The organism is Candidatus Pantoea soli, assembly GCF_007833795.1.
Classification (GTDB): Bacteria; Pseudomonadota; Gammaproteobacteria; order Enterobacterales; family Enterobacteriaceae; genus Pantoea; species Pantoea soli.
The window spans coordinates 519,767-540,678 of the sequence record NZ_CP032703.1 but is presented as its reverse complement, the minus strand read 5'-3'; the positions used below and the strand labels follow the sequence as shown (position 1 = coordinate 540,678).

Sequence of the window (20,912 nt, the reverse complement as noted above, 5' to 3'; positions counted from 1 at the left end):
ATGCGGCTGCCTACCCGCAACAGGGCGCAGATGACGGTGCGGTGTCACGGGTTATTACGCCCGGCTGCACGCAATGACCGATGCTTTATGCCGCTCGCGCCGCCTGACGGGACTCCGTCCGCACCACCAGCCAGATACCCAGCGAAGAGAGCGCCATGCCAAGCGCCATCTGCCATGAAAGGGGCTCACCGAACATTGCCCAGGCCCACAGCAGGGTGATCGGCGGGCTGAGATAGAGAAGAGTAGCGACCCGCGTTGCTGAACTGCGACGCAGGCAGATCCAGTACAATCCATAACCGCCAAACGTGGGCAGGCTGGCGGTCCATAACACGCTCAGTACAAAGCCGGCAGAGGGTACTGGCGCCAGGCTTCCCTGACTGCCCTCAATGACTGCAAACACCAGGCAGGAGACAAAACACTGCAGCCAGAGATTGGCCAGCAGCCCCATTGACCGGGTGCTGCGGGCGCGCTTCTGCCACAGCGTCGCCACAGCCAGTGACAGCATTCCTGCCACTGGCAGGCTGTAGGCCCACAGCGGAGCATCACCCAATCCCAGTGCATCATGGGTCACCCATAGCACGCCCGCTAAGCCGACAATCAATCCCAGCCAGATTTGATGCGCTAACCGTTCCCGGAGAAACACACCTGCCAGCAGCGCCATGCCCACTGGCAGCAGATCGGCGCACAGCGCCGCCAGCCCGGCCGGCACGCCAAAAGCGATGCCCTGTGTCACGCCGAGCATGTAGCCGGCCATTGCCAGCAGGCCGATAGCCGCATGCTTTACCAGCACGCGAAAAGGCGTGGTGACCAGCTCCCGGCAGACAAACGGGAACAGCAGAAGGGCCAGCACCAGGAAGCGCCAGAACACCACCAGCAAAGCCGGCGCGTAGTGAATGGAAAAGCGCGCGCCAATAAAGCCTGAACTCCATGACAATAACAATCCCGCTTCCAGCAAGGGCAGGGGAACAACATAAAGCCAGTGACGAAGCATGCAATGACTCCCTGAGGCATATGAGCTGATACATCTCCTCAGGCTACGGCAGCGCTATACTCTGTTAAATCAAAATTATGTGTAGCAGTACTTTAACAGGAGTAAACCATGAGCAGCGTTCTCCCTATCGATCTGTTACGCACCTTTCACGCGGTGGTACGCATGGGGAAATTCAGCGCGGCCGCCGCGCATTTACATAAAAGTCCTGCGGCCGTGAGTGTGCATATCCAGCGTCTGGAGGCGGTCGCGGGCGGGCGTTTGCTGCAGCGCGATAATCAGTCTGTCATTCTCACGGCATTGGGCAAGCGTCTGCTGGCAGCCACCGCTGAACTGCTGCGCACGCACGATCGCGTGCTGGCCGATCTGCACGGTACGGCGCTGACCGGGCGCATTGCCCTCGGGGTGCCTGATGAATACGCGGCTCAGGTCATCAAAGAGATCCTGCCGACGTTTACGGCCGCCTGGCCGAATGTGGTACTGGAACTCAAAATGGGGCCCAGCAACCAGCTAAGAGAGTGGATTCAGCAGGGCAAATTAGATACCGCCGTGGTGGTCCAGCCCAGGCAGTTAACCCGCCATGACACACGCGTGCTGATGCCGACTACGCCCGTCTGGGTGGGGCCGGTGAACACCGATGTTGCGCAGCACGATCCGCTGCCGCTGGCGGTCTACACCGCACCCTGCGTCTACCGCGAGGCGATAACTGAAGCGCTTAAGGTGTCGGGACGGCGTACGCGACTGGTGCTGGAGAGCCACTCCAGTCAGGCGGTCATTGCCTGTGTCGAAGCCGGGCTGGCGATCAGCCTGATCGATCGCGGTAAGGTCTCTGCGCGGATGCAGATACTGGAAGGCCTGCCGGCGATTCCGGAGCATGACATCATTTTTATGCAAAGCGCTGAATCGCACGGTGATAAAGCCGTAGCGCTCCTGGCGCGCGCCATGCAGCAGTCGTTCCGGCTGTAAGCCTTTGCCGGCCAGGCTGATGCAGGGCAGGTGTTGCAGGGCGATACAGGCCCTGAACCGAAAGCGGACAAACCGGGTTTTTTTCCGGACAAGCTGCGCGCAAAACATAGCCTGTGTGCCGGGCCTGGTCGTAAAGTGTGTGTCGCTCATCATCCATTCTCAGCCAGGAGGAAAAATGCATTTTTACAGCAGCAGCGCGTTTACCGGCGTAACAGCCTGGGATGCACAACACATTGCCAGCTTCGGTAACACCAGCGTCAAGCTTCACTGGACCGATCGGCCTTATAAATGGCATATCAATGACGGACAGGAGGTTTTTGCCGTCATGGATGGGTGTGTCGAGATGCAATACAGAGAGAAAGGGGAGGTAAAAAGCAAAATAATGCACACCGGCGATATTTTTTACGCCAGCGAAGGGACAGAACACCTCGCACTGCCACAGGGCGTAGCGCGCGTGCTGGTGATTGAAAAAGCCGGGTCGATCTAGTCTTGCGTGGCTAACCGGCATGGCGCTATCGGGCCAGATCACAGTTGTTTTAATGGCGTCATGTTACGGTTCATCCTGTTCTGAGCGTTATCAGAAACGACGTTGACGAGACAAGGAACCGCAATGACAGCAAAAAAACTCCTGCTAACCGGTGCCAGCGGCCGCATCGGGCGCACCTTTTTTCAGGCAATGCACACCACCTATGATTTTATACTTACCGATCTCAAGCGGCCGGATGATGAAGTTGTCGCGCCGCACCGCTTCATTCAGGCTGATCTTTCCCTGCCGGGTGCAGCCCGGGCGTTATTAACCGAGGCCGCACCGGATGTTATTGTGCATCTGGCAGGCATTCCTGATGCGAGTGCGTCATTTGAACAGCTGTTGCCGGCAAATATTCTGTCTGTTACCTGGCTGCTTGAAGCGGCGGCTGATTCCACCTGCCAGCGCTTTGTATTTGCCAGTAGTGCACAGACCATTGAGGGCTATCCGGTGGATGTCCAAATCCACCCGGGCATGGCCGTGGCACCGGCCAATCTTTATGGCGTGACCAAGTGTTATGGTGAGGCGCTGTGTTCCTGTTATGCCACTCAGCATGGCCTCTCCTGCGTCGCGCTCAGAATAGGGGCGTTTGAACACAAAGAGGCAAACGCGCTGAAAAACGCCCGGGATTACAGCGCCTGGCTGAGTCCGCGGGATGCGGTCAACCTGATAACCGGCGCGGTTGAAGCGGAAAATATCACGTTCTTTATCGGCTATGGCATTTCAGATAACCGTTTTAAACGCTTTGATCTTACCCGTACGCGCGAAGTGCTGGGTTATCAGCCTGTCGATGACGCTTTCCGGGAATTTAATCCTGGCCCGGCATTGTTTACCTGAAGTGCTGTGCGCCGTGCCTGTTAAAGCGCACGGCGCACTGTAAATGCCGTATGCTTTGACCTCAGCCATAATGTGCTTCAATGCGAATATTTCAGATGCAACAAGCGTAACTGAGTAATTAAAGGGGATTTTAAAGTATAAATCCGCAACGGAAAGATAATTTCCTGATGTTAAATTAAAACAGACGCTGCTTAAGCTCCTTTTTCTTCACTCCAGTCATATCATTAGCGGCCTGTCAGCCAGACTGGCGAAAAATGAGTTAAGTTGTAATTTCTTAAATATCAAATTGCTTTGCTTTAATATCAATGCCATGCTCCCGTGCTACGTCCTTGAGCTCTCTCGCGGTCTGTATTCTAAGGTTTTTAATGAGTTCTTTTGCGCTTTCTTTTAATGTTTTATCTTTCCTGAATATTAAATTGCTTCCGAAGTAGATGTTTTCACGAATATCAAAGGCATCTATCACATCAGAACCGATCCCAGCAAGGGTTAAAGGGTGAACAATACCCATGCCTGCACCAGACTTCACCAATTCTAAAACAGTATGACAATAAGGCGTTTCAACAACCATGTTCAGGTTTATTTTTTTTAACCTGCACTCCTTTTCCAGTGCTATTCTTGTTGTATCTTCCGAGTTAAGAGCAACAAAGTTATGGCCTGCCATGTCAGAAAGGCTTTTTGATTTTTTTGCTATGTTGAGCATATTTTTTGGCGTGATTAGTACACCACGAACGGTACAAAAGCTATAAAAAACACAGCTATTCCCGTATATCTCATTGGCTACCAGACCAAAATCAAACTCTCCTGAATCCACAGATTCATATATATCACGTGAACCGTTGATTGAAAATTTGACTTTCGTCACAGAGCTTTGGACAAAACCAGCGATGACTTTAGGAATGACCTGTTGGCCGAACACAGGATGCGCAGCAAGATGGATGGTTGTATCAATACGGTTTTTAAGAGATTTAACTTTATGTTCAATAAGTTCCATCCCTCTGAAATGTTTTTCTACTTCCAGCATCAATATGTGCGCATTCTCAGTCGCTTCCAGCCTTCCTCGCTCTCGCCTGAATAACTCAAGGCCACAATCGCTTTCAAAGATCTTTAACTTCTGGCTTACGGCGGATTGTGAAACACCAAGCATTTCAGCCGCTTTTGTTGCACTTCCGGTAAGCATAACCGCTCTGAAGGTTTCAATTTCCTTATACACAAGATATTACCTCAGCTTATGAAGTCATTAGATTTCAGTATAGAATTACTGTTTTTTAAGCGCAATAGTAAAGCCTGTCATTCAACCAGAAGGTGATAACAGTGCAAAAAAATAATGGCGCCGATTTATTCAAATCACTGGCAACGCCGGTTTACCGAGGATCAACAATTGTCTTTGATGATTTTGACAGTTTTGAAGAAAGGAAAAAAAGACAACCGGATGGATTCAGCTACGGCATCACCGGTTCGCCTACACACCGTCAGCTGGAGAATTTAATTTCCGATCTGGAAGGTAGCCAAAATACGGTTGTCCTCCCTTCAGGGCAGGCCGCGCTGGTGTTGGTATTGATGTCAACATTAAAAGGCGGTGATCATGTTATTGTTCCCGATTCGTGCTACGGTCCGCTGCGGGAATTCCTTACTCAACATTTGGAGAAATTAAGCATTGATATAACATTTTGTCCACCACGAAATACTACATTTATAGAGCAGAGTATCAGGGAAAACACGCGCCTGATACTTATGGAATCTCCATGTTCACTGACAATGGAGGTACAGGATATTGAAAAAGTGGCAGAGATAGCGCGTCGACATAATCTGCTCACTGCCATTGATAATTCCTGGGGCGGCCCACTACTCTCCAGGCCATTCAGGTTTGGCGTCGATTATGTTGTTGAGGCCGTGTCTAAAATGATGAATGGCCATTCTGATGTACTACTGGGCAGTATTAGCAGCGCTGATGACGGACACCATGCAAAGCTCAGAAGCTTGCAGGATATCATGGGAATGTATGTCAGCCCTGATGACTGTTTCCTGGCAATAAGAGGGCTGGAGACCTATTCATTACGGCAGGAAAAACAGTCCAGATCGTCTGAAGTCATCTCCCGCTGGCTTGAGAAACATCCTGCTATCGCCAGTGTTTATCATCCCGGCCTCGAATCTTCCGAAGATTACAGACTGTATAAGAAGTATTTTAAGGGATTCGGAAGTGTCTTTTCTTTCACGCTTAAAGATGAAAAGCGACTCGGCGAGTTTTTTGATTCATTGACCCGGTTCCGGATAGGTGCCAGTTATGGCGGGACCAAAAGCCTGATTGCTTATTATTCACCTGAAAGCCTGAGTTCACGAATTTATCACGAAGGAACATGCTCCCTTATCAGATTATCGATAGGGCTAGAAGAGAGTCAGTTACTTATTGACGATCTTGCTTACGCACTAAATAAAATTATTTAAAAAAGCGAACAAACACAACATCCCCCTTTGTAACGGAGATTAATATGTCTTCAAGTACTCTTGCGCCAAACATGATAGGGAACAGTATAAAAGCCGATATATTATGGATTCTGGCCATTTATGGCTGCGCAGTCGGAAGCGGTTCTCTTTTCTGGCCTATAAGCCTGGGCAGCGCTGGCTTATGGTCAATGATTATACTTATCGTACTTGCTTTCCCGGTCACCTATTTTACTTATCGGGTGCTTTCACTTTATATAGCTGCAGGCACGGTAACGAGAACATCAAAGAGCAATCTCATCGATACAACCCACGAACTACTGGGAAAAAGAGCGGTAAAATATCTGACAGTAGCCTATTTTCTCATTATGATTCCTTCGCTGGCGGTGTATGCCATAACAATGAGCAATACATTCCTGGACTTTTTCAAAACCCAGATGGGGTTCCCTCCATTAAACAGGGGGGTTACCGTCTTTGGAATAATAACGTTTATGTCAGCTATCTCTCTGGGAAAAACAGAGAGTATATTAAAAATAGTTGGCGTGATCGTTTTTCCTTTTATCCTGTCTCTGCTTTTTTTTGGGTTTATGTCAATACCGCACTGGAATACCTCTTTTCTTACCGCGGAGGAGAACACAACGAATGTTTTAGCTATTGCAAAATCGACATTCAATAATTTGCCGGTATTGATTTTTGCGTTCAGTTTTACCCCTATCGTTTCCAGCCTTGTGGCGCATTATAAACAGTCGCATGGCGAACAGGCTTTTAAAAAGATAGATCAGATCCTTATAATTTCGTTAATCGTCATTATTGCAACAGTGGTATTCTTTTCACTTGGGTGTATCTTTTCTTTGACGCCGGCTGAAATTAAAGAGGCGCGAGTTGAGAACCTGACATCTCTGTCAATTCTGGCAAGGAAATTTGATGCTCCCTGGCTTGCTATCAGTTCTCAAATCATCATATTTTTTGCGGCTATGAAAGCTTTTCTGGGCACTTTTATTGCGACACGCGAAAGCCTGATCGGAATGGCTATCAACAACTTCAGGTGCAACGAACTGTTTTCGAACGGAATAGGGATGCGACTGGTCTCTGTCGCGATAGTTTTTATCATTACAATAATACCTACAATTGCCAACATGGATGTAATTAATATTATTAAATATTTTATGGTGCCAGTCAGCGTGTTCATTGTTTTCTTTCTGCCTCAGTATGCCTTTTACCGGGTTGCGAGGCTACGTCATCTTCGCGGTGGGTTTATCAATGGGTTTGTTATCCTTACCGGAGTATGTGCACTGTTTGCGGGTATAATAAATATTATCAGGCATGTTATATAAATAATTCACAGCGAACGATTCATGACTTTCGTTCTGCGCCTGTGTAATAGTTCCCAGCGAAGCAAAACATTAAGATACCATGACCGGAGCCTGCTCTGCAGCGGATAGCAGAGCAGGAGGTTCTCTCACCTTTTATTCTGCTTCTGGCACGTAGCAAATGTGAATGCATACAGCTAAATGAAAGACATTTTATTCCTGCAGGTGAAGCGGCTCAAAAGCCAATCGCATTTATGTCAGAGAGTGATCCATTTATGGATCACTCCTCAGGTAATTTCTCCGGTTAAAGCGGGAGATGATGCTCTGTCTCCCACTCATCTCAAAACCACTTTTTTACAATGGCATATTATCCATGGCGCTATAAAAGAGGCGGCGATACGAAATATGCAGGTTATCTATTGTTCTTGAGCCACTGAAACGCTTTCTCAGGTTCTGCGGGTAACTAGCGCGCCGCCTCTCTCTGTCAACACGCTGGCTGTTGAATCTGCTCAGCGCCCCTAATCCAACCGCTAAACCGTTTTGCTTTCCAGCGCTGTGCGAATGGCTGCCTCCATCTTTTCTGGTGTGGTAATCGGGGCAAATCGCCGCAGGGGAGTGCCGTCCCGGCCGATCAGGAACTTGGTGAAGTTCCACTTAATCCAGCCGCCCGGCAGGCCAGGCAGGGCTGTTTTCAGATAACGAAACAGCGGATGCGTGGCAGGCCCGTTGACCGCCACTTTTTCAAACATCGGAAAACTGACGCCATAGTTGATATAGCAGGTCTGCGCGATAGCGTCGGCGTCGCCGGGCTCCTGTTTACCAAACTGATTACAGGGAAAACCCAGCACCACCAGGCCCTGATCCGCATACTTCTTATACAGCTTTTCCAGGCCGGCATACTGCGGGGTAAAGCCGCAGTGGCTGGCGGTGTTAACCACCAGCACCACCTTGCCCGCGTAATCGGCCATAGAGCCGGGCTGACCACGTAAGCGGGTGGCAGAGAGTTGATAAAAAGGGGTCATACCGGTGTCCTTATCACTGAGCATAGCGCCGGCTTGCTAACTGCAACCGGGGCGGTGTGTCTGCCTTCAGTCTGGCTGCAGAATCAGGTTGCTTCCAGACCGGCACAAATTTCTGTGCAAAACGCCAGAAAAGCCTCCACGGCGGCGGGGGCCAGACGGCGTGACGGGCGGGTAATGTAAAGCGGATAGGTTTCACCCGGCCATTGCGGAAACAGTTCGGTCAGCTGTCCGTCCGCGATCAGTTGCGCGACGTTCAGCGACAACACCTGCGCAATCCCGGCGCCGCTCACACATGCCTGCACCATAAGGTCGACATCGGTTGTGATCAGATGTCCCTGGGTCTCCACTGTCAGCCATTCCCGATCGCGCCGGAACTCCCAGCTGAACGGTTTACCGCTGCGTGGATCAATGTACTGAATACATTCATGTCCGGTCAGGTCTTCAGGATGCTGCGGCCTTCCGTGCTGTGCCAGATACGCTGGCGCGGCCACTGTCAGCACGCGCGTATTCAGCAGCAGCCTGGATGTGATGGTGGAGGGCGGTTGTGGTCCGAAGCGCACCGCAACATCAATCCCCTCTGTGACCAGATCGCCGACGTCCGGTTGCTGCACCACCGTTAGCGTCAGTTCCGGATGACGCTGGCGTAACAGCGGCAGGTTTGGTGCCAGGACATAGCGAGCAAAGATGGGATTGACGCTAACGCGCAAGGTACCCCGCACCGCCACGGCCGCACCCGAAACATAGCTTGCTGCCACCTCAATGCCTTCCAGATGCGGTGCGGCGCGCTCATATAAAGCCCTGCCTTCGCTGGTCAGGTTCAGGGTGCGCGTGGTGCGGTTCAGCAGCCGTACACCGAGCCGCTCTTCCAGCCGATCAATTGATCGGCTGACGCCGGAGGCAGAAAGTCCCAGCACTTCGCCCGCGCGGCTGAAACTGCCAGCCTCGACAACAGCGGCCAGCACGCTTAACCCGGAGAGAAGTCTTCCGTCAAAACTCATAGGTACCCATCTTTGATTTTTAGCAAATATAATTTGAATGAAACTACCTTTATCAAAGATGGTGCGCAACCTATTGTGTCGGCCATGTCGTTGCGACCCGCCGTTTTTCCGGTCACGGGTCGGTTAACGCCGCAACGAACATCATCCCTTTATTCAGAGGAATACGACATGACAACGAAGCGCACTCTTTTCAAAGGCGGCATCATCCTGACGCTGGATGCCAATGTTCCCAACCTTGACGTCGGCGATGTGCTGGTCGAGGACGATCGGATCGCGGCGGTGGGCCCGGCTCTGCAGGCGGATGACGCTGAGGTGATCGACGCTTCAGGCCATATTGTGATGCCTGGCCTGATTGATGCTCATCACCACATGTGGCTGGGTGTGATGCGTCGCATGATGCCTGATGTGGACGACCTGTTTGCTTACATTGATGTTGTCGCCGAAAAACTGGGTGCCCACTACCGGCCGCTGGACATGTATCTGAGCACCAGACTGACCGCGGCCGCCTCGCTGGATGCGGGCATTACTACCGTTATTGATGCCTGCCACAACGCGCGCAGCCCGGCACACACCGATGCCGCGCTGGATGCCCTGCAGGAGAGCGGCATTCGCGCATTACACATGGTGGGGGCGGCGATGGACAAGCAAGCGTCAGTCGCGCATCTGCCGGGCGATCTGCCACGGCTGGCGCAACGCTGGAATACGGCGGAAAGCCTGGTGCGCGTAGGGCTGTTTGGTCAGCTGAATCTGGACTGGTGGCAGGTGGCGCGCGATCTCGATATGCGGATTCTGACGGAATTCATCGGCGATCTGGCAAAACTCGGCCCGGAATTTGCCAAACCAGGCGTGCTGGGCACGCACAACATCTTTAACCACTGTTCCCGGGTGCCGCAGGAGACATGGCAGCTGCTGGCGGAAGCCGGCGTTAACGTCACCGTTAATCCGCGTTCAGATGCGTTGTTTGGCTTCGACGACGAGAGCTTCGCTTATCAGCAGGCCGTTGATCATGGCCTGACGCCGGCGCTGGGCATTGATCTGGATACCGCGTTTGGCAGCGATATGTTCGGCGAAATGCACGCGCTGTTTGGCCAGCAGCGCTCAGCAATGCGCTACCGGCGCTTCCGGGGCGAAGTGCATGCGCCAGCACCTGTAACGGTCGCGGCGGTGCTGAAAGCGGCAACCGTCAATGGCGCACGTGCCGCCGGACTGGAGGAGCAGATTGGCACCCTTACGCCAGGCAAGCAGGCTGACATCATTATGGTACGCACCAGCAGCGTCGCCGTCTTCCCGGTCACGAACGTAACCGGAACGGTGGTGCAGGCGATTGAACGCGCCGACGTAGACACGGTGATGGTGGCGGGCCAGTTGCGTAAGCGCGCGGGCCAGCTGATAGGTGTGGATCTCACCGCACTGAATGCGGATATCACCGCGTCCCGTGATTACCTGATCAAAGCCAGTGGCTGGCACGCTGATCGCTTCACCGCAGCCTGATGACAGCACGGCCCGTCGCAGCGGGCCGTATCACTCTTTTACGCCTTTCTCGCACAGGAGATTTCCATGCCAGCCCTCGCTATAAAGCGGATCGCGCAGGAAAACACCCCGCCCGCGCTGCTTCCGCGCCCGGCATCGGGCGTTATCGCCGCACTGTTCTTTGGCTATCTGGCCGTTGGCCTGCCCTTGCCGGTGATTCCGTTATTCATCCATGGTCACCTCGGCTTCAGTAACTTCGTGGTGGGCCTGGTGATCGGCATTCAGTTTCTGGCCACCGTACTCACCCGTGGCTATGCCGGACGGGTAACTGACCAGCAGGGCGGCAAACGTTCTGCCCTGCAGGGTGCCGTGCTGTCGGCGCTGGCGGGTGGGTTGTATCTGGCCGCTTCGGCGTCAGATCTGTCGCCCGGCGTCAGTCTCGGCATCGTGATTGCCGGTCGTCTGATGGCGGGCTTTGGCGAAAGCCAGTTTGTCACAGGCTGCGTGTCCTGGTCGATTGCTTCGGTTGGCGCGCAGCGGGCCGGCATGTCGATGTCATGGACCGGCATTGCCATGTTCGCCGCGCTGTCAATTGGCGCACCGGTTGGCATGGCGCTATATCAGCATTACAGCCTTGCGGTGGCCATGATGGCCTGTATCGCTGCACCGGTTCTGGCTGCGCTGATCGCGCTGGGCGCGACTGCTTATGTGTCGCCGGGCGGCGTGCGGCTGCCCTTTTATCGGGTGGTCGGGCGCATCTGGCGCGAAGGGCTGGGGCTGATGCTGCAGGGTGTCGGCTTATCCGGCCTCACCGCCTTCGCCTCACTCTATTTTGCGGCACATCACTGGCAGAACGCCGGCCTGGTCATGACAGCCTTTGGACTCGGTTTTATTGTCGTTCGCCTTCTCTTCGGCCATCTACCCGATCGGATGGGCGGCTACCGCGTGGCAATCTGGTCGCTGACGGTGGAAGCCCTGGGCCAGGCAATGTTGTGGCTGGGCACAAATGAATGGACGGCGCTTGCCGGCGCGCTGGTGACCGGCCTGGGCTGTGCGCTGGTGTTCCCGGCGCTGGGTGTTGAAGCACTGCGGCGGGTGCCGCCGGCCAATCGCGGCAGTGCAATGGGGGCTTTCGTGGCTTTTCTCGATATCGCCTATGGCCTTGCTGGCCCGGCAGCGGGGTTTATCGCCGGCCATTACAGTTATGCCGCGGTGTATCTTTCTGGCGCGGTCTGTGCACTGCTGGGGGCGCTGCTCGCGAGCGTCTCCCGCCGCGCCCAATCCTGACTATCACACATGCCGTCAGCCGTGTCTGGCGGCGCACAACTCTGGAGAAGTGCTATGTCGCGTATTTTTATTTCCGGCTCGTCCACCGGCCTCGGCCTGATGGCTGCCGAACTGCTGGTTCAGCAGGGGCATGACGTTGTGCTGCACGCGCGTAATCGCAGCCGTGCGGAGGATGCCCGGCGCGCTTTGCCCCAGGCCGAAGCGGTCGTCGTCGGCGACCTCGAAACGATTGCGGGGGCGAAGGAAACCGCATCACGCGTTAACGATCTGGGGCACTTCGATGCCGTGATCCATAACGCTGCCGTGGGCTATCGTGAAGCCAGCCGTGTGACCCGCGACGGGCTGCCGCATGTATTCGCAATCAACACGCTCTCGGCTTATCTGCTCACCGCATTGATCGCGCGTCCGCAGCGCCTCGTCTATCTGAGTTCCGGTATGCATCATCATGTCGGGGCCAGTCTGGACGATATTCTCTGGCGCAAGCGGCGCTGGAACGGCGCTGATGCCTACGCTGAAAGCAAACTGCACGACGCAATGCTGGCTTTTGCCGTGGCGCGTCGCTGGCGGGACGTGCATGTCAACGCCCTGGAGCCCGGCTGGGTGCCCACCAACATGGGCGGTCCGGGTGCGCCCGACGATATGGACCAGGCGCATCTGACCCAGGCCTGGCTGGCCGCCAGTGATGATCCGCAGGCCAGGGTGACAGGGAAATATTTCTACCACCTGAAGCGCATGACCGCGAATCCACAGGCCCATGATGTTGCCCTGCAGGATCGCCTGCTGCATATCTGCGCTGAGCTTTCCGGAATTGCGCTACCGGCGTAACAGCAGAGACGCCCAGGGCGCGGGCCTCAGCGACAGGTAACGCGTTAATGACCTCTGAAGCGAAGCTGCGTCTCATTATGGGCGCAGCTCGCTTCCGGGAGTGTAAAGGTTTCGTTAAGAAGACCGATAACACGGGTGATAATCCAGGTGGAGATAGTCAGGATGATAAAGGGTATTGGGTTACAAAACAGGGAGCTGAACCTCAGCGCCAGCGGGCGCGTGGTCAACAGTCCGGCAATAAATCGCGCAGCGCAAAATAATCTGACCGCCGAAGCCTCCAGCAAGGTAACGTTCAGTGAATCAACCGAGGCCATTGCTGCCATCTACAACATTACGCCAGTGCGTCACGCCGCCGGCAGCCAGGTCAACGCTGCGCTGCAGTCACAGGCGCTGGACGCACTGCATGCCAAAGGCGTGGGCATGAACGGCATAGGCAGCGCGCTGCTGAGTACGCTGGCCAGCCAGCGTGCTGACAGCGTTATCTCAATCCCTGCCAGCGACGCGGGGAGCAGCGACACGCGCAGCGCGATTGCGCTGGATATCACCACGCAAAGCGGGGTGAGCGTGAGCCTGCAGATGACGCGGCAGAGCAAGGGCGTGGAGATCGAACTGAAAACCGCGCAGGGTAAGCTGAGTGATGATGAGGCACAGGCCATCAGCCAGTTGTCTGGCGCATTACAGAAAACGCTGGATGGGCTGGATGACGGAAATGGCCATGTAGACATTGGCGATCTGCTGGCCTTCAACACACAGCAACTGAAAAGCATCGATTTGAAAACCGATCTGCGCAGCGGCGATACGGTGCTGCAGTCGCTGAATCTGCATGCCGACGATCAGTCACGCTGGCTGGCGTTTCACAACGCCGATGCCAGCTTCAGGCTCACCACGGATATGCGTCATCTGAGCCAGACCGGCAGCGCAGCGCAGCAGCAAAGTGCGCTGGCGCAGTGGAGCGATAAGTTTGATAAAGCGGCGCAGCGCGGGCAGGACGATCGCGCTGCGCTGGGCCTGTTTAAAGCGGGATTCACGCAGCTGAACAGTACCCGTGCCGCTACCGGTCAGAAGCCAGAAGCGCCGCAGGCGATCACCGTGGGCGCGAATGCCGCTAAAGCGGGCGCGATCAGCGGCCTGGCCGATTTCTCTGCCATTTACCAGCAGACGGCGCGTGCCAGCAATCCGATGAAACCCGAAGAAGAGGATACGTTTGGGCTGACGCTGGCACAGCAAAGCAGTCAGCAGCAGAACGGTGACCAACAGACCCTGACCCAGGACGGCGTGTTTACCTTCAATGCCAGCTTCCACACGGCGCTGAGCCCCGGACAGCCGCTGGCGCTGACGGAACAGAAGTCATCGCAGAATTATCAGTATCATCAGATACATGATGAGGAGCGCACCTCGACAACGGTCACGCAGGACGATAAAGGGAATCTGTCGGCGCAGTTTTCACAGCAGCTGAAACAACATGAATCTGTGAAAACCTATCAGCTGGCCAAACTTATCGACAGTATGGATACGCCACACAGCGAAAGCCATACCGGTTCGCGACGCTATGCACCTGCCGGGTATCTCAAAGACGTTAATTAAAGAGACTGGCTGACCTCACGCGCGGCTGTCGCCGAGAGTGTGAGGTCAGTTGAGGCAACAGCAGGTTGGCGCTTTGCCGGCCGCCCTGATGAGCGCGGCGTGTCTGGTCCGCTTTTGCCGGGCCCGCAGCATCAGCCGCACAGGTGCTGCAGGCGACAGCATGCGCACCGGATGATCCTCCACCCGCGCGTTCGCGGGCGGGACACTCTGCTACGTGCGCGGCGCGCCGAGACGAAACTCATCGCTTTCCGCTATCAGCGTGATGGCTGTGGCATAGACTGTTTTCATACCATCAACGGCACGCGTCTCAGACAGTTTCAGCTGTTCCAGTAAGCTGTCTTTTTCCACGCGTTTTCCTGAAGATATCAAACTGGATATTGCACGGCCTATCACCAGACTGATTTCATCCATTGACTGTGAAGATCCTGTATCCATTTTGCCTCCTTAGTGTCCCGACTATTTCAGCGTATATCGAGCTGGCTGAACACGAGTGCCCGTTATAAGCGGGCGTGGACCCTTTAAGCATAGCCGCACTTTTTTATGCGCCGTTTCGAATCAGACAGTTCCATGCTTCGCCAGCCGCGGTAAAAGCGTCTGCTGTTTTTCAGGCAAAAAAAACGCCACGGGGTGTGGCGATTCATTAAAGCGGAACATCTCTTTATAAATCAGAGATTTTGTAAATTTTAAAGTTCCCGCCAGGCTTGACGTGCTGTTCTGGCTTAAGATACGTGTTTTGCTCTGCCGCAAAAGCAGATGCACACAGCAGACGGGTATCAACATGAACAGGAAAGAAAGAGAAAACCAGTGCGATATCGTACTCGGTGAAGCCGTTCTGGAGTTGCTTGGTGAGAAGGCGACCCTCACAGACGCAGCGCTGCTTCAGAAACTGCAGGATTTTCTGGTTGATGCGGGAGACAGGTGGCGCGAAACAGCAATACGCGATGCTATCAAAATGGTGTCCGGAGAAAATACGCGGCACTGACCCGCAGCGATTTGTGCCTGAACGTGACAGGCGGATTGAACTTCATGAAGGCGCTTCCCGGCGCATTTCAGCAGTCTCCCGGCCAGTGCAGGGGGCGGATAACGGGTCCTGCATACGCTGACGCTACCTTCCCGGGCGGCATCTCTTTCGCGGTGCAGGTGTCCGGGTGCGAAAGAGATTTAGCATCCGCATCCCTGTGCCTTTTGGAAAGCGTCATTTGCCGTCCGTCTTAGCAGATTAAGCAACCTGCACACCAGGCAGACTTGCCTGGCATTAAGGCTGGCGGACCGTACGCCGTCGTTCCTTTGTCTGCCAGTCAACAATATGAAGATACCAGCCGGTACTTTATATCTTCGTGAAGCCGAACGGCGCGGGTCGCGCGGTGCATTTATAAGTCGCAGCTTTGTCTGGTAAGGGGCATATCAGCACTGTCAGAGAGTTCGCGCTGCCATAAAGCGGTTAGCATGAGATGCCCATGGTTGCTATAAGCGGAAAAGAGATATATAAGCCAGTCTGAAAATTGAAGGTATTTCCACTTTACTATTCTTCTGGGCAGGCTGAAGCGGGGTGATACGTTTTTCATGCCTTGCAATATTAACCCATCGAGCTCTTCAGACCGACAACCTGCCATTGTCCATCAATCACAGCCCAGGTGCGTAAATGATGGAACCTGCCATTTGCATTCTGACCATCGTATGTTCCCGTAACCGATACGCAGGTATCTACGATAAGGCAGCCAGAATATTCGCAGGCATTAAAACGTTCCCGTGTAATATCCTGAATGCGAATCAGCCCTGAAGAATGCATCTCCAAATCCTGAGCTTTGGTAACATTTTGTCCGGCGTGATTAATGAATATCAGTGAGTCAGCGATAAGGGTATCAAGCGCCTTTGTATCAGAATGAAGCATCGCGGCAAAGAGTCTGTTCTCTAGCATAAGTGCCTTTTGCATAAAGCCTCCGGTAGGCGATGTCCTGGTTTAGGATGATCCTGCAGATTGAGCATAGTGCTCTGCTATCTGAAACCTGATCAGCCTGTAAATTAAATCTCAGTCCCGCTTACATATGTTTCTTAAGTTAGCTTGCTTACGTCAGTTCCGCTTCTGGCCCAAAGCAGAAAATAACATCATTTCCCGGGCATTCCAGGCTGCGGGGCAATGCACCGTCGATCTTCTTGGTGTCACGCAGCGGCATGCATGTGCCTGTCTACTCCTGCAGTTGAACGGTGCCGGTAGCGCGCTGCAGCCGCTTCAGGACGCCTATACTGCACATATCCCGTCACGGCTTTGTATCTGGTCTTAACTTAATAACCAGAGCCAGTACCTTTATATAAAGCTCTGCTTTACGTCATCAGAATAGTTCAGATAGATTATTTTATCTGTCACCTCATTACTGGAGTACACCATGCCGGCGTTCTGCTTTTTTAAAAAGGGGCAGCACATCGTTGCTCTGGAAAGATCGGACGCGGAAACATCCGCTCTCCTGACCCGTGACGGCTGGGAAAAGCTGTTTGAAGAGGTGCGCGCTGCTGATGCTGAAAGTGCACTCGCCAGACTGTCTGACATTCGCAAAGAGGAAATGACAACGGAGTGTGCTTTCGTAACGGGGTCTGCATTCAGTAGCCTTCTTACGGCCATTCTGAAATAACGGACGGTTGGACGTTTTATCTGCCACCCTGAGCATCTGTCATTTACCCGCGCCGGAACAAAAAGACGACAGGTTTTGCAGGTTATCAACCGGAGTCGGGAAGTCCGCTTCAATACGGACAGCACTGTCGTTATTTCATTGTGCTGGTAGCCGTTGCGGGTTTTTACGTCGTTCTTATCTGAGAAAAAAAGCACAGAAAGGAGAGCAGAAATGGACGGACACCTGGCGCTGAAAATTTTCGCGGGATTAGCGGCGATAGCGTCCATCTGGCTGGATTTCAGGCCGAAAAAAAGAAAACAGAATGCCGATCCGGTTATCGCCGGGGCCGATGAGCGCGAACGTCATTCCTGGCGCTATACCGCATGGGCTGTCCGGACGATACAGTTTACGCTGGGCGTCTGGCTACTGTGGCAGCTAATCAGATTCATACTGACATAGCCTGAGCAAGTTAACACAAGGCCATGGTCATGCACCTTGACACCACATGCGGCTGACGTACCCGGATAAAAAGCGTTCACCGGCCTTGTTTCGGACACAGCCAGTACGATGAGCGCAATGCCGAACAACTGCCGTCAGCGAAAATTGTTCGGTAATCAGGCATGACGTAGCCTCTCCCCATTTCGGTGAACCGGAAATCGCAGCGTAAAAAGGCGATGCTGTTTTCTCGCTTAACAGCGATGAGATCGTTTTTGCACGCTTAATCCTCACACCCGACCGGATAATTTCACGCAAGTGAAGGCGGAGTAACCGCTCACAGACCACTGTCGATGGTTGCGTCTGCCGCTGAGCAGGCGGCACGCAGTCACTCTGCTTTTTACCACGATTCTGCTGCTTATCCCTGACACATCCCACTGGCAGGCAGGGTTACTTCCGGACGCAGGGGGCGCCACGCGGGGCAGCCCCGTACGGGCCGAAAGAACGGTTTTTTCGGCCCGCCTGACTGACCATCCGCTTCGACAGCCAGCCGTATAGGCGCTGGTACCCCTGTTTATCTGAGTGTGTTATGACGCATCAGGCACCGGCATACTTTATCGACTGGCATGCGCAGAGGGCCCTTCGCTCATCATAAACAAGGCATTTTATGATTGCGGTATGGCTGTCTCCTGCAGGTGGCGCCAGATAACGCGGCCGTTCTGCTTTGCTTCAAACACCACCGTTGAAAAACGCAGCGTCGGACTCTCACCGGGAAGTTGCTGCGTCTCTCTATAGACAACCGTTGCGCCATGGTCGCTGGCAGCCATAATCCGCATGTCACTGATCCCGATCTTCAGGCCAGGACGGGCACCGCGCTGAGTGCGAAAAAAGGCGTTAACCTTCGGGTAATCCAGCAGCCCGCCGCCCATTGTCACCATGGAGTATGCCGGGCTAAAACGCGCTAAAAGAGTTTCACACACTTCCTCTTTTGCCTCTTTATTGCCCAGCCATTCCTGAATTAACTGATGGGCATCCAGCACTTCCTGAAAATACGGATTCATTTCGGCTCCTTATTAAGCATAAGTACGACGTTGTGATTGGCGATGCGGAGCGCGCACAGGACCGGAATGACAGCACTGCAGGCCGCTATGACAAAGCAAAGATGAAAGGCGTGTTCAGCAGGCATACCCGTCTTCGCCATCAGACTGAACAGCAGACTGACCAGCGTCACGCCGAGACAAAAGCTGAGCTGCCGATTGATATTCCACAGCGCGCTGGCATCGGCAAGTTCGCGATCGGCAATGTGGAGAAAAGCAGAACTTTGCGCCGTGCTGCTACACAAGCTGCCACCAAAACCCATCACGGCGAAAGCCAGCACGCACAGCATGGCGTCTGCTGTCTGGCCTGTCAGCGCCAGCATCCCAATACCGGAAGCCTGTATCAGGCTGCCGGCGATAAAAAGTGGACGCGGCCCCCAGCGGTTGAACCTTTTACCCGTCAGGCTGATGGCGGCAAACGAGGCCAGTGACCAGGGCAGCATAAGGGCGCCGGCAAAGCTGGCGTGCAGGCCCAGCTGGTTTTGCAGATAGAGCATGGTAAGCATACTGACGCCGGTAAACACACCGGGGATGAACAGATAAATCAGCATCGCAGTATGTAACAGCGGCTCCTTCGCCAGATGCAGGTTAATCAGTGGATGACGCTTTTTAAGCGCGTTTCTGATATAGCCAGCCAGCGTGATAAGCCCGGCCAGCAGCATCAGCGAGCCCTGACCGGGCTGGCCTGCTTCACCCACGCAGGTCAGTCCCAGCAGGATCAGCGTGAGCGCAGCACAGCCGCTGACTAATCCCACCAGATCCAACGGTTCGGATGATGTCTGCGGGCGAACCGGCTTAAGCCACAAACCTGCCAGCACCAGCGTCACGATGGCGAGGGGAAGGCTGAGCAGAAACACCCAGCGCCAGCTCAGGCTCTCCACCAGCATTCCGCCGATAGCGGGTGAGAGGGCGGGGGCGAGCAGGGCAACCAGCATCACCACTGAAGATAATCTGGCGCGCTCATGGCTCTGATACAAGGCCCAGGTCATTGTCTGGCCGACAGGGATCAGCAGCCCGCCACCGATACCCTGCAACCAGCGCCACGTGATGAGTTGTGCAACAGACGCTGACGCACCCACGCCGCAGGTACTCACAATAAACATCGCCAGTGACAGCATAAACAGGCGTTTCGCCCCCATCCGCCTTGCCAGCCAGCTGCTCATAGGAATGACCAGTGTCAGGCCCAGAATATAGCCATTACTTATCCACGCCAGCTGGCTGACAGAGGCAGCAAAACGTCGGCCGATATCCGGATAAGCCACACTGGCGATAAACATGTTCACAAGATCGATAAAAAACCCCAGCAGATACACACTGGCTACGCGCACACGATAAGACATTTTTTTCTCAGACAGGTCAGCATGATGTGCGCAGTATAGGGTCAACGATAACCGGGATAAATTCACTGCCGGTTGTTACACTGTCAAATCTGGTTTGACAATAACCCTGTGAAAAGAGGACGGGATGATCAATCTGCAACGACTGGGCATGTTTGTCGCGGTAGTGGAGGCGGGCAGTTTTACCGGCGCAGCGCAGACGCTGGGACTGACCAAAGCCGTGGTCAGTTTTAATATCAAACAGCTTGAGGAAGCGCTGAGCGTTTCACTGCTCACCAGAAGCACCCGGCGGGTTTCCCCTACCGATAGCGGCGAACGGTTCTACCATCGCTGCCTTCAGCTGCTGCAGGATGCCGAAAGCGCGCTGGAGGAGGTGCGTAGCGATCACGCCGGATTAAGCGGCCTACTCAGAATTACCACGACCGCCGAGTATGGCGTTCGCGTCATTGTCCCGGCACTCGCTGACTTTGCGGCAAAACATCCACAGTTACGTATCCAGCACGTTTCCTCATCGAAAAACGACGATCTTATAACCGGCCGCTTTGATGTGGCTATCCGACTGGGTCATCTGGCTGATTCCAGCCACCACGCCCGTCTCATCGATCAGTTTGACATTCTGGCAGTCGCCGCGCCGCGTTATCTCAACACCCTTGCTGTACCGTCAATCCGCAATCTTGCGCAACTTGCGGCAGCAAAATGGATTGCGCACAGCCGCTTATCAACGCCACTCAGCTGGCAGGTGACCGCACCGGACGGGGAAAATGTGCTGTTAAACGCCAGTCATTCCGCCAGGGTCATGGCTGACAGCGCGGCATCTTTGCTGGCTTTTGCTTTAGCCGGAGCGGGCGTGGCGATCCTGCCCGCCTGGCTGGTACAGGATGAAATCGCGAAGGGTAGGTTGGTTCAGGTACTGCCCGATCATCATTTTCCGCGGCAGGGCATCTACGCGCTTTACCCAAATACGCGCCACGTGCCGGAAAAAGTGCGGGCGTTTATCGATTTCCTGCATGCTCGTGTGGCTGCTGCACACAGCACACCGCTTTCTGACGCTGCGCGCTGATCACTGGCTGTTTCCGGGGAGTGATTCCCTGATATCCCCGGTTAAAAGGCGCTGCTGTTGCTCGCTTAACCGCGACGGGATTGTTTCTGAACGATCAGCCCTCATACGCGACCGGGTAATTCCGC

Annotated in this window: 21 protein-coding genes; 13 read left to right on the top strand and 8 right to left on the bottom strand. The window is 54.1% G+C overall.

What is annotated here, in order from left to right:
- Window positions 1-85 precede the first annotated feature (85 nt).
- Window positions 86-991, bottom strand: coding sequence for a DMT family transporter (locus D8B20_RS19955; protein ID WP_145891571.1), 906 nt, complete (start codon window positions 989-991; stop codon window positions 86-88).
- Window positions 992-1,099: 108 nt separating this feature from the next.
- Between D8B20_RS19955 and D8B20_RS19950 the strand changes: the two genes are divergently transcribed.
- The 3 genes from D8B20_RS19950 (at window position 1,100) to D8B20_RS19940 (ending at window position 3,317) form a co-directional block, all read left to right on the top strand.
- Window positions 1,100-1,954: a LysR family transcriptional regulator gene (locus tag D8B20_RS19950; RefSeq protein WP_145891569.1), complete on the top strand. Its 855-nt coding sequence runs from the start codon at window positions 1,100-1,102 to the stop codon at window positions 1,952-1,954.
- A 175-nt stretch (window positions 1,955-2,129) separates the two neighbouring features.
- A complete protein-coding gene (locus tag D8B20_RS19945) occupies window positions 2,130-2,441 on the top strand; it encodes a cupin (RefSeq protein ID WP_145891567.1) in 312 nt (103 codons plus the stop codon).
- A gap of 123 nt (window positions 2,442-2,564) precedes the next feature.
- On the top strand, window positions 2,565-3,317 hold the full coding sequence (locus tag D8B20_RS19940) for an NAD-dependent epimerase/dehydratase family protein (RefSeq protein WP_145891565.1): 753 nt from the start codon (window positions 2,565-2,567) through the stop codon (window positions 3,315-3,317).
- A 274-nt stretch (window positions 3,318-3,591) separates the two neighbouring features.
- Here the strand turns inward: D8B20_RS19940 and D8B20_RS19935 are convergent, their stop codons facing one another.
- Window positions 3,592-4,527: a LysR substrate-binding domain-containing protein gene (locus D8B20_RS19935; RefSeq protein WP_145891563.1), complete on the bottom strand. Its 936-nt coding sequence runs from the start codon at window positions 4,525-4,527 to the stop codon at window positions 3,592-3,594.
- Between the two features lie 101 nt (window positions 4,528-4,628).
- Here D8B20_RS19935 and D8B20_RS19930 point away from each other — a divergent pair, with 101 nt between their 5' ends.
- Entirely contained in the window at window positions 4,629-5,759 is a 1,131-nt protein-coding gene (locus D8B20_RS19930) for a trans-sulfuration enzyme family protein (RefSeq protein WP_186454451.1), read from the top strand.
- 44 nt (window positions 5,760-5,803) lie between these two features.
- The gene (locus D8B20_RS19925; protein WP_145891559.1) at window positions 5,804-7,090 is read left to right on the top strand and encodes an amino acid permease; all 1,287 of its coding nucleotides are present in this window, start codon (window positions 5,804-5,806) and stop codon (window positions 7,088-7,090) included.
- Window positions 7,091-7,596: 506 nt separating this feature from the next.
- Here D8B20_RS19925 and D8B20_RS19920 read toward each other — a convergent pair.
- Together D8B20_RS19920 and D8B20_RS19915 are read right to left on the bottom strand one after the other, a co-directional pair.
- A complete protein-coding gene (locus D8B20_RS19920; protein WP_145891557.1) occupies window positions 7,597-8,088 on the bottom strand; it encodes a glutathione peroxidase in 492 nt (163 codons plus the stop codon).
- Between the two features lie 83 nt (window positions 8,089-8,171).
- On the bottom strand, window positions 8,172-9,086 hold the full coding sequence (locus D8B20_RS19915; protein ID WP_145891554.1) for a LysR family transcriptional regulator: 915 nt from the start codon (window positions 9,084-9,086) through the stop codon (window positions 8,172-8,174).
- Window positions 9,087-9,254: 168 nt separating this feature from the next.
- On the opposite strand from D8B20_RS19915, the gene D8B20_RS19910 reads away from it, so the two are divergent.
- From D8B20_RS19910 to D8B20_RS19895, 4 genes are all read left to right on the top strand, one after another.
- A complete protein-coding gene (locus D8B20_RS19910; protein ID WP_186454450.1) occupies window positions 9,255-10,577 on the top strand; it encodes an amidohydrolase family protein in 1,323 nt (440 codons plus the stop codon).
- Between the two features lie 66 nt (window positions 10,578-10,643).
- Window positions 10,644-11,843, top strand: coding sequence for an arabinose transporter (locus D8B20_RS19905; protein WP_145891550.1), 1,200 nt, complete (start codon window positions 10,644-10,646; stop codon window positions 11,841-11,843).
- 54 nt (window positions 11,844-11,897) lie between these two features.
- On the top strand, window positions 11,898-12,668 hold the full coding sequence (locus D8B20_RS19900) for an SDR family NAD(P)-dependent oxidoreductase (protein WP_145891549.1): 771 nt from the start codon (window positions 11,898-11,900) through the stop codon (window positions 12,666-12,668).
- Between the two features lie 162 nt (window positions 12,669-12,830).
- Window positions 12,831-14,252 (top strand): hypothetical protein, encoded by a 1,422-nt coding sequence (locus tag D8B20_RS19895; protein WP_145891547.1) that lies wholly within the window; start codon window positions 12,831-12,833, stop codon window positions 14,250-14,252.
- A 210-nt stretch (window positions 14,253-14,462) separates the two neighbouring features.
- On the opposite strand, the gene D8B20_RS19890 is transcribed toward D8B20_RS19895, so the two are convergent.
- Window positions 14,463-14,687 (bottom strand): hypothetical protein, encoded by a 225-nt coding sequence (locus D8B20_RS19890; protein WP_145891545.1) that lies wholly within the window; start codon window positions 14,685-14,687, stop codon window positions 14,463-14,465.
- Between the two features lie 343 nt (window positions 14,688-15,030).
- Between D8B20_RS19890 and D8B20_RS19885 the strand changes: the two genes are divergently transcribed.
- Complete coding sequence (locus D8B20_RS19885; RefSeq protein WP_145891543.1) at window positions 15,031-15,234, top strand: hypothetical protein; 204 nt, start codon at window positions 15,031-15,033, stop codon at window positions 15,232-15,234.
- A 594-nt stretch (window positions 15,235-15,828) separates the two neighbouring features.
- Here D8B20_RS19885 and D8B20_RS19880 read toward each other — a convergent pair.
- The gene (locus D8B20_RS19880; RefSeq protein WP_145891541.1) at window positions 15,829-16,185 is read right to left on the bottom strand and encodes a nuclear transport factor 2 family protein; all 357 of its coding nucleotides are present in this window, start codon (window positions 16,183-16,185) and stop codon (window positions 15,829-15,831) included.
- A gap of 451 nt (window positions 16,186-16,636) precedes the next feature.
- On the opposite strand from D8B20_RS19880, the gene D8B20_RS19875 reads away from it, so the two are divergent.
- Window positions 16,637-16,879, top strand: a complete 243-nt coding sequence (locus D8B20_RS19875) for a hypothetical protein (RefSeq protein WP_145891539.1) — start codon at window positions 16,637-16,639, stop codon at window positions 16,877-16,879.
- 210 nt (window positions 16,880-17,089) lie between these two features.
- Window positions 17,090-17,317: a hypothetical protein gene (locus D8B20_RS19870; RefSeq protein WP_145891537.1), complete on the top strand. Its 228-nt coding sequence runs from the start codon at window positions 17,090-17,092 to the stop codon at window positions 17,315-17,317.
- A 641-nt stretch (window positions 17,318-17,958) separates the two neighbouring features.
- Here the strand turns inward: D8B20_RS19870 and D8B20_RS19865 are convergent.
- A complete protein-coding gene (locus D8B20_RS19865; protein ID WP_145891536.1) occupies window positions 17,959-18,354 on the bottom strand; it encodes a DUF4440 domain-containing protein in 396 nt (131 codons plus the stop codon).
- A complete protein-coding gene (locus tag D8B20_RS19860) occupies window positions 18,351-19,730 on the bottom strand; it encodes an MFS transporter (RefSeq protein WP_145891534.1) in 1,380 nt (459 codons plus the stop codon). Before D8B20_RS19860 ends, D8B20_RS19865 begins: the two co-directional genes overlap by 4 nt.
- Window positions 19,731-19,854: 124 nt before the next feature.
- Here D8B20_RS19860 and D8B20_RS19855 point away from each other — a divergent pair, with 124 nt between their 5' ends.
- Window positions 19,855-20,787 carry a LysR family transcriptional regulator gene (locus D8B20_RS19855; protein ID WP_145891532.1) on the top strand — a complete coding sequence of 311 codons (933 nt, stop codon included), beginning with the start codon at window positions 19,855-19,857 and terminating at the stop codon, window positions 20,785-20,787.
- The last annotated feature ends 125 nt before the right edge of the window (window positions 20,788-20,912 follow it).

What these genes read in the sequence shown, in the direction of transcription:
- D8B20_RS19920 (WP_145891557.1), bottom strand. Translation starts at nt 8,088, where the DNA reads ATGACCCCTTTTTATCAACTCTCTGCCACCCGCTTACGTGGTCAGCCC.
- D8B20_RS19945 (WP_145891567.1), top strand. Translation starts at nt 2,130, where the DNA reads ATGCATTTTTACAGCAGCAGCGCGTTTACCGGCGTAACAGCCTGGGAT.
- D8B20_RS19860 (WP_145891534.1), bottom strand. Translation starts at nt 19,730, where the DNA reads ATGTCTTATCGTGTGCGCGTAGCCAGTGTGTATCTGCTGGGGTTTTTT.
- D8B20_RS19950 (WP_145891569.1), top strand. Translation starts at nt 1,100, where the DNA reads ATGAGCAGCGTTCTCCCTATCGATCTGTTACGCACCTTTCACGCGGTG.
- D8B20_RS19900 (WP_145891549.1), top strand. Translation starts at nt 11,898, where the DNA reads ATGTCGCGTATTTTTATTTCCGGCTCGTCCACCGGCCTCGGCCTGATG.
- D8B20_RS19865 (WP_145891536.1), bottom strand. Translation starts at nt 18,354, where the DNA reads ATGAATCCGTATTTTCAGGAAGTGCTGGATGCCCATCAGTTAATTCAG.
- D8B20_RS19955 (WP_145891571.1), bottom strand. Translation starts at nt 991, where the DNA reads ATGCTTCGTCACTGGCTTTATGTTGTTCCCCTGCCCTTGCTGGAAGCG.
- D8B20_RS19905 (WP_145891550.1), top strand. Translation starts at nt 10,644, where the DNA reads ATGCCAGCCCTCGCTATAAAGCGGATCGCGCAGGAAAACACCCCGCCC.
- D8B20_RS19895 (WP_145891547.1), top strand. Translation starts at nt 12,831, where the DNA reads ATGATAAAGGGTATTGGGTTACAAAACAGGGAGCTGAACCTCAGCGCC.
- D8B20_RS19855 (WP_145891532.1), top strand. Translation starts at nt 19,855, where the DNA reads ATGATCAATCTGCAACGACTGGGCATGTTTGTCGCGGTAGTGGAGGCG.
- D8B20_RS19925 (WP_145891559.1), top strand. Translation starts at nt 5,804, where the DNA reads ATGTCTTCAAGTACTCTTGCGCCAAACATGATAGGGAACAGTATAAAA.
- D8B20_RS19890 (WP_145891545.1), bottom strand. Translation starts at nt 14,687, where the DNA reads ATGGATACAGGATCTTCACAGTCAATGGATGAAATCAGTCTGGTGATA.
- D8B20_RS19870 (WP_145891537.1), top strand. Translation starts at nt 17,090, where the DNA reads ATGGACGGACACCTGGCGCTGAAAATTTTCGCGGGATTAGCGGCGATA.
- D8B20_RS19940 (WP_145891565.1), top strand. Translation starts at nt 2,565, where the DNA reads ATGACAGCAAAAAAACTCCTGCTAACCGGTGCCAGCGGCCGCATCGGG.
- D8B20_RS19885 (WP_145891543.1), top strand. Translation starts at nt 15,031, where the DNA reads ATGAACAGGAAAGAAAGAGAAAACCAGTGCGATATCGTACTCGGTGAA.
- D8B20_RS19875 (WP_145891539.1), top strand. Translation starts at nt 16,637, where the DNA reads ATGCCGGCGTTCTGCTTTTTTAAAAAGGGGCAGCACATCGTTGCTCTG.
- D8B20_RS19910 (WP_186454450.1), top strand. Translation starts at nt 9,255, where the DNA reads ATGACAACGAAGCGCACTCTTTTCAAAGGCGGCATCATCCTGACGCTG.
- D8B20_RS19880 (WP_145891541.1), bottom strand. Translation starts at nt 16,185, where the DNA reads ATGCAAAAGGCACTTATGCTAGAGAACAGACTCTTTGCCGCGATGCTT.
- D8B20_RS19915 (WP_145891554.1), bottom strand. Translation starts at nt 9,086, where the DNA reads ATGAGTTTTGACGGAAGACTTCTCTCCGGGTTAAGCGTGCTGGCCGCT.